The organism is Turicibacter sp. HGF1, from assembly GCF_000191865.1.
Taxonomy (GTDB): Bacteria; Bacillota_I; Bacilli_A; order MOL361; family Turicibacteraceae; genus Turicibacter; species Turicibacter sanguinis.
In genome coordinates, this window is sequence record NZ_AEXQ01000142.1 from 1 (window position 1) to 12,398 (window position 12,398).

Here is a 12,398-nt window from a genome sequence, read left to right on the forward strand (position 1 = left end):
TNCTTTTTTTTATTTTGAAGCTGCTAAAACTTGTGTCCAAATATCATCATACTCTCTAACAAACTCCCCTGGATCTCTAAAGGTTTCCATCGGTAAGAAGTCTAATAAATCTTGTGAGGGACTGTATGCATCATTTTGTGTCCACTCCTCTTCTGAAACCATCTCTAATGTTTCAGTATTAGGTGTAGAATACATGACATACTCTGTATTCATTAAGGCAATCTCTGGACGTTGCATAAAATTAATAAACTCATGCGCTAAATCTACATTTTGAGCAGTTGAAGGGATAACCATTGAATCTACCCACGTATTTGATCCTTCTTTTGGAATCACATATTCCATGTTTTCATTTTCATCCATGATATAGGTCGCATCACCTGAATAGACAACCGCTAATGCTGCATTTCCTGCAATCATATTATCGATGACTTGGTCAGTTACATAGGCATACACTAACGGACGTTGGTCAATTAATAATTGTTTGGCTTCTTCTAACTGATCTAAATCTTGACTGTTCATTGAATAACCGAGTAATTTTAAAGCGACCATTAATGAGTCACGTTGACTATCATACATAAAGATATTCCCTTTATAATCTTCATCCCACAAAATTGACCAAGAATCGACAGGTTCTTTAACAACGGTTTTATCATATAAAATTCCAACGGTTCCCCAGAAATAAGGAACTGTATACAAATTATCAGGATCATAAGGTAAATTTTTATACGCGTCTGAAATATATTCAAAATTTGGAATTTTGCTGTAATCAAGTGGTAGAACAAGATTTTCTTTGATCATTTTTTCTACCATATAATCCGATGGGAAGGCTACGTCATAGTTTGTTCCCCCCGCTTTAATCTTTTGATACATCGTTTCATTTGAATCATATAATTCATAATACACTTTACAATTAAATTCAGATTCAAAAATATCTAATACCTCAGGATCAATATATTCTCCCACGTTGTAAACATAAAGTTTTTGTGTATCACCACTCGAACAAGCCGCTAACATGGCAACAAGGGAAAGACCCAAAAGCTTCAACCAATTTTTCATGAGATTCCTACAACTCCTTTTTCTTTCTAATTGAAAGATTATTTGAAATTAAAACTGAAATTAATACAAAACTTACCATAATAGTCGCTAAAGCATTAACAGTCGGACGAATTCCTCGTTTTGCCATTGAATAAACTTCAATGGATAAGTTTGTCACACCATTTCCAGCTGTAAAGTAACTAATCACAAAGTCATCAATCGACATCGTAAAGGCCATTAAGGCTCCTGCCATAATTCCTGGCATAATCTCTGGAATAACGACTTTACGAATCGCTTGCATCGGTGTAGCACCTAAATCCATTGCCGCTTCAGCCATATTCGGATTCATCGCATAAAGACGAGGTAAAACAGATAAAACAACGTAAGGAATACAGAACATGATATGAGCAAGTAGCATGGTCGTAAATCCAAAGTTTAATTTAACGGTTTTAAAGAGCATCATTAAGGCAACCGCAATCACGATATCTGGACTAATAACTGGCAAATAGTTAATATTTAAAACAAAGGCTTTCGTTTTCTTTGTTAGTTTATAAATTCCAATCGAGGTAAAGGTTCCAACGACAACCGAAATAGCTGTGGCAATAACGGCCACAACCACGGTATATAAGACGGCTGTTTGCATTTTGCTATCTTGGAACAACTCTTGATACCATTGAAGTGAAAATCCAGTCCACTTTCCGCTCGATTTTGATTCGTTAAACGAGAATAAAATAAGAACGCCAATCGGTGCATATAAGAAAAGGAACATTAAAGCTAAGTAACATCTTGATAACCACTTATTTACCATGGTAAGGCACCTCCTGCTTGTCCATCTGAATCGAATTTTTTCATCAACCAGATTGAAAGTAAGATAAAGAGCATCAGAATCATGGATAAAGCTGATCCAAAGTACCAATTACCTGTTAATAAGAATTGTTTTTCAATTAAGTTCCCAATCATCATAAATTGTCCACCACCAAGTAACTGTGGAATGACGAACGTACTCACAGCCGGTAAGAAGACCATGATAATTCCTGTAATAATCCCTGGTAATGTTAACGGAAATACGACACGGGTAAAGACTTGTTTGCTATTAGCTCCTAAATCACGGGCCGCATCAATCAAGTTCTTATCTACTTTAGAGATAGCCGTATGAATTGGTAACACCATAAACGGCAAGAAGTTATAAACCATCCCTAACATAATTGAAAAATCAGAATACATAATGTCCACGGGCGCAATTCCGAAGAAATCTAAAATATTATTCAAAATACCATTTTTTCCAAGAATTGAGATCCATGCATACGTACGTAATAACATGTTAATCCACATTGGCATAATAAATAATAGTAAAATAGAAGATTGTCGTTTGGGAGATAATTGAGCAATAATCCAAGCTAGTGGATACCCAAACATAAAACATAATAATGTCGAAACAAAGGCGATCCATAACGAACGCCAAAGAGTTGCAATATAGATTGGATTAAAGAATTTAACATAATTTTCAAGCGTAAATCTGAAGGCCATTGGATTTCCATCACTTGGATCAATGATACTATATAAGAAAATCAAAATCATTGGGATGATGATCATGATTGAAATCCACACAATATAAGGATAACTTAAACGTTTTGTTGATTCATGCATGAGCTATACCCCAACTTCCATGACATGAATATCAGCTGGAGCAACTGTCATCCCAACTTCTGCCCCGACTTCTGCACTTTGTGTACTATGTACAATATATTCGCGCCCCTCGACCATCACAATAATTTCATAATGAACCCCTTTGAAGATGACCGTATCTACAACTCCTGTAAAGGCTCCCTTATCTTTTGAAACAATTTGTAAATCCTCAGGACGAATGACGATATCAACTACTTCATTTGCATTGTATCCTCGATCGACACATTCAAAAACATGATTTTCAAATTCAACTTTGTAATCTTCAAGCATCACTCCGCGGACAATGTTACTTTCTCCAATGAAGTTTGCAACAAAACGATTACGTGGCTCATTGTAAATATCAACTGGTGTTCCAATTTGTTGAATTAATCCATCATTTAAGACAACAATGGTATCCGACATCGTTAAGGCTTCTTCTTGATCATGAGTAACAAAAATAAACGTAATTCCCATTTCACGTTGGATTTCTTTTAATTCATATTGCATGTCTTGTCGTAATTTTAAGTCAAGCGCTCCTAATGGTTCATCAAGTAAAAGAACTTTTGGACGATTAACTAAGGCACGAGCAATCGCAATACGTTGTTGTTGTCCTCCAGATAATGAATCGATACGACGATTAGCATAATCAAAAAGTTTAACCATTTTCAACATACGGTTTACACGTTCTTTAACTTCAGACTCTGGCACTTTTTTCATTCTTAATCCAAATGCGATGTTATCGAACACGTTTAAGTGCGGAAATAACGCATATTTTTGGAAAACTGTATTAATTTCACGTTTATAAGATGGAATTTGAATAAGGTCTTTTCCATCAAACTTTACCTCACCCGATGTCGGTGTATCAAATCCACCAATAATACGAAGAAGGGTTGTTTTACCGCAACCAGATGGTCCTAATAAGGTAACAAATTCATTTTGATGAATCGTTAAATCGATTCCTTTTAAAATAATGTCCCCATCGTATTCTTTTGTTAAATTTTTAATCTCAACTAATGGCACTTTTGTCATACCAGATCCTCCTCAAAATAACTAGAAAGTTGGTGGCGTCGCGACCCAAAGTACAGATGCAGGTGCTTTTGAACTGTTCTTTAACTTGTGGTCAACATCTGCTTTATAATAAAAACTCTCGCCTTTTTTCACTTTATATCGTTTAGTTCCCAGGACAAGCTCAACTTCTCCTTTTAACACATAACCAAATTCCTCACCATGGTGAGGCTCATCATCATATGACATTCCACCTGGTTCTAAATCCACAATGATCGGCTCCATTTCATTCTTTTGAGCATTTGGAATAATCCAGCGAATGGTCATATTATAATCTAACTCTTCTTTTATAAATACATCTTCACGTTGAAAAACAACTTTCTGATCATTTTTTTCTTCAGCAAAAAACTCACCAAGAGTTGTTCCTAGTGCCTCTAATATATCAACAAGGGTTGCGATCGATGGTGAAGCTAAATCACGTTCTACCTGTGAGATATATCCTTTTGTTAATTCGGTACGATCAGCTAATTCTTCTTGTGTTAACTGAAGTTCCATTCGTAAACGCCTAATTTTTTCTCCGATTATCATGGCAACACCTCAACTTTTCGACTAAATAAATAAACTATTTGTTTACTAATAATAAACCTATTCTATTATATAATTAATCAATAGTTTGTCAATATCTTAACTAGATAAAAATATACTTATTTTCACAGTTTTATCGATATTTGCCTAAATGTGTGCCACTTTACTTAGTGTCTCCGAAATTAAATTGTTTAATAAACGAATTAATTAAAATGTTAATAAATCTTAAGAAAGTTCAAGCTTTAACAAATTGACATGGTATTTTTAAACAGAGTATAATGATTGTATTCTAATTAAAGGATATTTAAACATTTTAAGGAGAAAATTAACTAATTTAGGTAGGTAACGTGTTATAGGAGGAAAGTATGAGTCAGAAAAATAATGATTTTTTTAATCAATTTTTAAACAATGAATTACCAAAAGAAACACCTCTTGAATCAAAACCTTATGAAAAAGCATTTACGCAACAACCCGTCAAATCAACACCAACACCCAAAATTGAAGTAGATTTACGTCAAACGGTCAAATCAGAACCAGAAAAAGTTGAAGTAAATTCACCAAAAGGACCCGGTGTTTCAATTAAAACAGATGAAAAATATGAACGTTTTATTAATCCTAATAAAAAAAGAAATCAAATCATTGCCTTAATAACAGGTGCCGTTGCCGTTTTATCTGTTATTTTCTATCTTATCTTTGGGAATAAGGTAGAGGTTCCTGATTTCTCAGCCTATACGCCTTCGCAAATTGCGACATGGGGAACCAAAAATAACATGACGATGTTATATGTCGAAGAATATAATCACGAGTTTGAAAAAGGAACACTTATTTCACAAAATATCGCACCCGGTAAGAAAGTAAAAAAAGGGGGCGAGATGACGTTGGTGATGTCTCTTGGAATCGATCCTGAAGTCATCGTGACACTTCCAGATTTTGATGAAACATGGACAACCGACGAATTAATGAACTGGATTGATGAAAATAATTTAATGAATGCGACCATTAAAAATTTAGCAGATGAAACCATTGAAAAAAATCACTTTATTAAATCGGATTTAGATAAAGACCTAACCGAAATTAAACGTAAGACAAAAGTAACGTTTTATGTTTCAACAGGTTCACCTTTTATGATGAGCATGATTGATTTAAAAACTAAAACAGAAGATGATGTCAAAGCATGGGCTCAAAAAAACAACGTAACCGTCGTATACGAGAAAGTGGCGCATGATACGGTGCCAGAAAACCAAATCATCACTCAAAGCATTGAACCAGAAATTGAATTTAATCCAAAAACTGAAACACTAACGGTTGAAGTTTCAACGGGACCTGGTATTACAGTGCCAAGTCTAAATTCAATGACGATTGAAGAAATCAAGGCTTGGGCGACTGCAAATACAGTAAACTTAATGTTGACTGAAAAATACCATAACTCGGTGGCAGCTAATACGATTATCGAATCGAGTATTTCTTCTGGTGAAGTGATTAAAAAAGGCGATTTAGTCACAATTACAATATCACTTGGTAAAGTAGGCGTAAAAAATTTCATCGGAGATACGGAAATTTCATTTATGGAATGGGTAGATGAGCAAAATTTAAAAGGTGCTAATATTACGCCATCGATTACCTATCAATATGTTGACTCAGCTGAGAAAAATAAAATTATTGCGCAATCTCTTTATGATCGCCGTGTTGAAACAGGTGCTAATATTCAAATCGTTGTTAACCTTGGCGGTCATTTAACAGTTCCTGCCTTAACAGGATTATCTGAATATGATGCTCGTCAAACTTGCGAGTATAGCGGATTAACGTGTGTCTTTACTTATGACTATTCAAATGCTCCTGATGGAACCATTGCAAGTCAGGATCGTCAAGCAGGATACAATGCAAGTGAAGGTGATATTATGAACGTCATTATTTCTAAAGGTCCACGTCCTTAACTCCTAAAAGACCCGAATTTTTTTCGGGTCTTTTAAATTTAAATAAAAATGGTTTTCCCTAAAAATAAAAAAACGTCTCAGTAGCAAAGTGCCACTTAGACGTTTTTTTAATGAAACATTACTCAGCATTACGTTTACGTTTGTCGTATTTTTTACGCTCATTTGTATCTAAGATTTTTTTACGTAGACGAACTGATGTTGGGGTAATCTCAACTAATTCATCTTCGTTAATATATTCTAAGGCGTATTCGAGTGTAATTAAGCGTGGTTTCTTTAATACCACTGTATTATCTTTACCAGCTGAACGACAGTTTGTTAATTGTTTTGCACGCGTTACGTTTACGGCTAAATCTAAATCTTTGTTGTTTTCTCCCACGATCATCCCTTCATATACGGCAGCTCCTGGTTCGATAAACATGATTCCGCGATCTTCAAGTCCCATTAAACCGTAGTTTGTTGCTTTTCCGTTTTCCATTGAAACTAAAGCCCCATTTTTACGTTCTCCGACTGAACCTTTTTCCATCGGACGGTATTCAGAGAAAGTATGGTTAATGATTCCGTAACCTTTTGTTAAAGTTAAGAATTCTGTCATGAATCCAATTAAAGCACGTGATGGTACATCATAAATTAAACGAACTTGTCCATTTTCATTATGAATCATATTTTGTAATTGACCTTTACGGTATCCCATGGCTTCAATCACACTTCCGACATGCTCTTCAGGTGACTCAATTTGAACATATTCATATGGTTCGCATAAGACGCCATCGATTTCACGGATGATAACTTCTGGTTTTGAAACTTCAAGTTCGAATCCTTCACGACGCATATTTTCAAGTAAGATTGATAAGTGAAGTTCTCCACGACCTGAAACAACCCACTCTTCTTTCGTTCCAACACGTTCAACTAATAATGAAACATCACGTTGAATTTCTTTATATAAACGCTCATCAATTTTAGAAGCTGTGACGTGTTTTCCTTCTTGTCCTGAGAATGGAGATGAGTTCGTTGAGAATGTCATTTTTAACGTTGGTTCATCAATATGTAAAATTGGTAATGCTTCTTCATGACCGATTTCACAAACCGTCTCACCTACGTTGATATCAGGTAATCCAGCAATGGCTACAATATCTCCAGCTTCTGCTGATTCAATTTCGATACGTTTTAATCCTAAGAATCCGAATAATTTTGTGATACGGAATTGTTGAGTTGTTCCATCTAAACGACAAATTGAAACCATTTGGTTCACATTAATCGTTCCGCGTACAACACGTCCTACCCCAATACGCCCTACATATTCATTATAGTCTAATAAAGCAGGTTGGAATTGAAGTGTACCGTTTGGATCCATTCCTGGATCTGGAATGTTTTCTAAAATAGATTCAAAAATAGATTCCATGTTTTCTTCTTGATCCGCAGGATCTGAACTTAAGCTTGCTGTTCCGTTTAAAGCTGAACAGTAAACAACTGGGAATTCTAATTGATCATCATCTGCCCCTAATTCAATGAATAATTCTAACACTTCATCGACTACTTCCTCTGGACGAGCAGCAGGACGGTCAATTTTATTAACCACAACGATTGGTGTTAATTTTTGTTCTAATGCTTTCTTTAAGACGAAACGAGTTTGAGGCATTGTTCCTTCGTAAGCATCAACAACTAATAAAACACCATCTACCATGTTCATGATACGCTCAACTTCCCCTGCAAAGTCAGCATGTCCTGGTGTATCTAAAATGTTAATACGATAATCTTTATAATCAATCGCAGTATTTTTCGCTAAAATCGTAATTCCACGTTCACGTTCGATATCATTTGAATCCATCACGCGATCAGCAACTGCTTCATTTTCACGGAATGTTCCCGCTTGGCGAAGTAATTGATCGACTAAAGTCGTTTTACCATGATCAACGTGGGCAATAATGGCAATATTTTTAATATTCATGCTTTGCACCTCTATCTGGCTAGATTAAAAAATTCATACTCGATTATTATACAACAAAAAAGGAATAATGTATCGAAAAATGATATCATTTTATGAAAATTTTTCAAAAGCACTTTCAAAAGAGACATAAATAAAGTTGTTTTGTCGAAATCTCTTATAGTTTGGACGGCTTGACGAACAATATCCTTTGTTATTTATGGCAAAAAAAAGCAAAACTTATGAAAAGTCTTGCTAATATCGTGATTTTAAATTGAGAATAAACATTTCAAGTGCTAATTCCTTTTTTAAAAGACCTGTTTTAATCTTATAATCAATTTGAGCTAATTGGTATAAATAACTTTGAATTAAGTCTAACTCAAAACGATGAGATTGTCCGTGAATTAATTTAACACGATAGGGATGTACATTTAATGTTTTAGCCACTTCTGCTTCACGGTATCCTTGACGACTTAGCTGAATAACCTGTGACATTAAGCGGAATTGATTCGCGATCATAATTAAAATTTTAAAGGGTTCCTCATTTTGCGTGAGTAAGTCCTGGTAAATAAGATAAGCATCTTTTACTTTTTGTTGCATCAAAGCATCTGTTAGTAAGAATATGTTATCCTCTAACTGTCTTGGAACTAGCAGATGAATTAAGTCAACAGATAAATATTTAGAGGTCGCATCATCTAAAAAATATAAAAAGATTTTATCTAGTTCTTGATACATTAAATCAAGCTTAGCATGCGTGAACTTCACTAATAACTCGACTGCACGAGGATCAAATTCAATGCCTTCTTCTTTTAATTTTTTTTGGGCCCATTGGATGAGCGTGGTTTCTGAGTAAGTTTCAAAGGTAAAAAACTCCGACTGCTTCTTTAATAACTTCACCACTTTTTTACGTTCATCTAATTTATCATAAGGGGCATAAATAATTAAAATATTATCACTAATCGGATGCTCTAAAAACGCCATAAACTTTTCTAAATCATGATTTAATTCGCCTTTTGAATCTTTTCCAGTTAAAAATAAAGGATTCTTCACTAAAATGGCTTTTCGATTACTTAAAAAAGCAACTGTTTGTAAATCAAACAACGCTTCCTGAATCGTTGCTTCTTTCATATCATAAGAGATGACATCAAACGATTCAATTTGATGTTGCTCTAAAATTTCATTAATTTTCTTTTCACAAAGAACAGATTGTTCACCAAGGATCGTATAAATGGCCATAAAAACACCTCAGTCCCTATTTTATCACACTAAGGGCTCTGTCACAACCAAACACTTATCGTCCGTATTTTCTTTTGGTGTGACTTTTTTGTTTTTTTTATTGTGAGATTCAATTTGGTACTATACTTTTTCGTTGTGACTTTATTTAGAGAATTGTCTAATTTTTTAATTATTGAACATTATAAACATAAGGTGGAAAAGATTGAATCGATAGCCTATCCCTTCTAATTTTAAATTGAATACTTCCATCGTATTGTGTATTCAAGAGTGGAATTTCGAGTTGTTTCAAATTTTCGATTAACTCTACACTTGGATGACCATAACGATTTTTTCGTCCTGATGATACAAGGGTAATCATGGGACTTAATCTTCTCAAAAATGAATTTGAATTTGAAGTTTTCGAACCATGATGGGCTGCTTTGTATACTGTTAATTGGTTTAACTGATACCGACTCAAAATCTCAGCCTCCTCACTCACCCCCATATCTCCAGTCAATAGTGCGCTAAATCCATCCATCTCTAATGTAAACACCAATGACGCAGCATTCTCATCTGATTTGATCTGATTTGATTGTAAGAACGTGAGAATTTGATTCCCACACGTTAACACTTCTTCTTGTTTGACCTGCCGAAAAATCGTTCCTACTTCCTTTGCTACCTCTTCAATTTCTTTCATCAATTCATTTAAAGGTTGCCCATTTGTTAACACTTCTTTCACCTCAAAAGTTTGAAGTAGCGAAACGGCCTCTCCCACATGATCGAAATCACCATGTGTCAAAATCAAATAATCAATCGTTCGAATCCCCTCTCCCTTTAAAAAGGGCTCTAGCGTGGTTGAAAAAATGGGTTTAGGCTTCCCCGTAAACTGATAGGTACCACCCGTGTCAACCACCACACTACATCGCCTGTAGGACGATTGAATGATAACACTGTCGCCTTGACCCACATCAAGCATCGTGAACTGACTTTCACTGACAAAAAATCGATGGGATTCCAATAGAAAAATAACCAGGATTATGCTAATGGCATAGTTTGAAAAACAACGCTTTTTCTCAAACACATATCCATTCCCCAAAAAAAGCAGCAACAATCCTAGTAATAAATTTAAAGAAAACTCGCCTACAATCCAGTTCCACGTGAATAAACTGGCACTCCCTACAATGACACTTTCAAATAACATGAGAAGATGGTTCGTTAAGGGTGCAATAAACGGTATGAGAATCGTGAGGATTAAAAGCGGTAAAAGACATAGGCTCACAAGTGGAATCACCCATAAATTAACAAGATAACTCAACACATTTATTTCATCATAAAAGTATAATTGAATTGGAGCTGAAGCACATTGAGCAATAAACGGCAAAAAGAAAAATAAACTTTTAGTACCTAATTTTTGAAAAGTAGGTTGAAAACAAATTAAAATAAACGTCATCCAATACGAATAAATAAATCCAAGTTGATAAATTTGTCGTGGATTTAAGCATACATTGACAAGAAAGAGAATTGAAAAAACATCTAATGACGAGAGATTCAATCTTAGACGCTTATTAATCATCAATAAGATACTCATCCCACTCGCCCGAACAATTGAAGGACTTCCTCCACTGATGACCATAAATAAAACTAAAGCGACAATCACAATGAGTTGACTTAACTCCTCAATCACCCCTAATCGCTTTAAAACAAACCGTAAAAGAAAACTTAATAAGCCGACGTGTAATCCACTAATCGCAAACAAATGAATAATCCCAAGCTCAGAATACAGGGTTTGAATCTCTTCTTCTAAATCATCTGTCATTCCAAGCAACCAAGCTTTCATGTAGGCACCTGTCAGTGGTGGAAAGTTCATTTCTATTTGCTGAGCTAATTCATATTGCCACTGCCTAATTGTAAACTGATGCCCGATTAATTCAAATTCATTCGTATATAAGGTCAAATAAACCTTTTGATGAGACAAATATTGCTTAAAATCAAATCCATTGGGAACCGTTGCTGCCATTGGAACATTTAACTCACCGTTTACTAATACAATATCTCCTGGCATTAACTTCGGCTCAACAGAAGAAGTTGTCCAATAAATTCTTTCACTCCCTATTTCTAGAATAGCCGTTTGTTTCTCACGACTCTGCTTTTTGATTTTTACGACCAACGCTTCTGATGGCTCTAACGAGGCATTGGTATGAAGTTTTGTTTGATGTTCTAATGTATGGTAATAGCTAAAACTAATCAAAAAAATAAGGAAATAAATCCAGTATGTCTTAGGAAATCGGCGAAGATAGACAAGAAAAATAAAAATCAGATACCAGGCCCCACCATTCATCAAGACTCCGATTAAAATAGCAAAAACCAAGTAAATCATATGCTGTCTTAACTTAAAGTTCGATAAAGTCTTCCAGGCTTTCAAAAGTCTTTTCTCCAATTCCTGTAACATTTTTTAATTCCTCAATGCTTTGAAACGGACCATAATCCATTCGATATTGAATAATAGCAGCTGCTTTGGTCTTTCCGATACCTGGTAAATTTTTGAGTTCATCCTCATTGGCTTGATTAATGGATATTTTTTTAGATTCTGACGATGATTCAAAAGACCACTGGAAATTTACGACCTCCTCTACATGAGGAACATAAATCACCATTTCATCCTTTATTTTTCCCGCTAAATTGATAGCATTCTGATCCGCTTGTTCAGTCAGTCCTCCCGCAAGCAAAATGACCTCATGAATTCTTGAGTTAGCCTCTACCTCATAAACACCAGGACAATAAACTTCTCCCTTTACATCAATTATATAATAAAGGCTTGAAACTTCTTCTAATTCAGATTTTGTAATCTCCTCTATGCTTGATTGTGATTCGATTACAATAGGAACCGACGTATTCTTAGGTTTGGCACTCATAAAGATGAGTGACATAACAATTCCACTCACGAATAAATAAACAAGTTGCTTTTTCATCGTTTTCACCTCATTTTTCTATACGCAAAAAAAAGGTGTTTTCCTTTTAAAAAATAAAGGTTCTATAAT

General features: G+C 34.9%; 10 protein-coding genes. 1 reads left to right on the forward strand and 9 read right to left on the reverse strand.

Annotated features, from left to right (window positions below):
• Window positions 1-9: 9 nt before the first annotated feature.
• From HMPREF9402_RS13840 to HMPREF9402_RS13860, 5 genes are read right to left on the reverse strand one after another with little or no spacing between them, the layout of a single operon-like run.
• The gene (locus HMPREF9402_RS13840; protein WP_009607738.1) at window positions 10-1,056 is read right to left on the reverse strand and encodes an ABC transporter substrate-binding protein; all 1,047 of its coding nucleotides are present in this window, start codon (window positions 1,054-1,056) and stop codon (window positions 10-12) included.
• Between the two features lie 7 nt (window positions 1,057-1,063).
• On the reverse strand, window positions 1,064-1,843 hold the full coding sequence (locus HMPREF9402_RS13845; protein ID WP_009607736.1) for an ABC transporter permease: 780 nt from the start codon (window positions 1,841-1,843) through the stop codon (window positions 1,064-1,066).
• Window positions 1,837-2,682 (reverse strand): ABC transporter permease, encoded by an 846-nt coding sequence (locus HMPREF9402_RS13850; RefSeq protein ID WP_009607739.1) that lies wholly within the window; start codon window positions 2,680-2,682, stop codon window positions 1,837-1,839. The genes HMPREF9402_RS13845 and HMPREF9402_RS13850 overlap by 7 nt, the downstream gene beginning before the upstream one ends.
• 3 nt (window positions 2,683-2,685) lie before the next feature.
• A complete protein-coding gene (gene potA / locus HMPREF9402_RS13855) occupies window positions 2,686-3,729 on the reverse strand; it encodes a spermidine/putrescine ABC transporter ATP-binding protein (protein WP_006783179.1) in 1,044 nt (347 codons plus the stop codon).
• Between the two features lie 21 nt (window positions 3,730-3,750).
• Window positions 3,751-4,293 carry a helix-turn-helix domain-containing protein gene (locus HMPREF9402_RS13860; protein WP_006783180.1) on the reverse strand — a complete coding sequence of 181 codons (543 nt, stop codon included), beginning with the start codon at window positions 4,291-4,293 and terminating at the stop codon, window positions 3,751-3,753.
• A gap of 362 nt (window positions 4,294-4,655) precedes the next feature.
• Here HMPREF9402_RS13860 and HMPREF9402_RS13865 point away from each other — a divergent pair, with 362 nt between their 5' ends.
• A complete protein-coding gene (locus HMPREF9402_RS13865; protein ID WP_006783181.1) occupies window positions 4,656-6,224 on the forward strand; it encodes a PASTA domain-containing protein in 1,569 nt (522 codons plus the stop codon).
• 118 nt (window positions 6,225-6,342) lie between these two features.
• On the opposite strand, the gene typA is transcribed toward HMPREF9402_RS13865, so the two are convergent.
• The 4 genes from typA to HMPREF9402_RS13885 all read right to left on the reverse strand — a co-directional run bounded on the left by typA (window position 6,343) and on the right by HMPREF9402_RS13885 (window position 12,329).
• Window positions 6,343-8,169, reverse strand: a complete 1,827-nt coding sequence (gene typA, locus HMPREF9402_RS13870) for a translational GTPase TypA (RefSeq protein WP_006783182.1) — start codon at window positions 8,167-8,169, stop codon at window positions 6,343-6,345.
• 231 nt (window positions 8,170-8,400) lie between these two features.
• Window positions 8,401-9,381 carry a DNA polymerase III subunit delta gene (holA, locus tag HMPREF9402_RS13875; protein WP_006783183.1) on the reverse strand — a complete coding sequence of 327 codons (981 nt, stop codon included), beginning with the start codon at window positions 9,379-9,381 and terminating at the stop codon, window positions 8,401-8,403.
• Window positions 9,382-9,550: 169 nt separating this feature from the next.
• Window positions 9,551-11,782 carry a DNA internalization-related competence protein ComEC/Rec2 gene (locus HMPREF9402_RS13880; RefSeq protein WP_157753415.1) on the reverse strand — a complete coding sequence of 744 codons (2,232 nt, stop codon included), beginning with the start codon at window positions 11,780-11,782 and terminating at the stop codon, window positions 9,551-9,553.
• Window positions 11,751-12,329 carry a helix-hairpin-helix domain-containing protein gene (locus tag HMPREF9402_RS13885; protein ID WP_009607735.1) on the reverse strand — a complete coding sequence of 193 codons (579 nt, stop codon included), beginning with the start codon at window positions 12,327-12,329 and terminating at the stop codon, window positions 11,751-11,753. Before HMPREF9402_RS13885 ends, HMPREF9402_RS13880 begins: the two co-directional genes overlap by 32 nt.
• Between the last annotated feature and the right edge of the window lie 69 nt (window positions 12,330-12,398).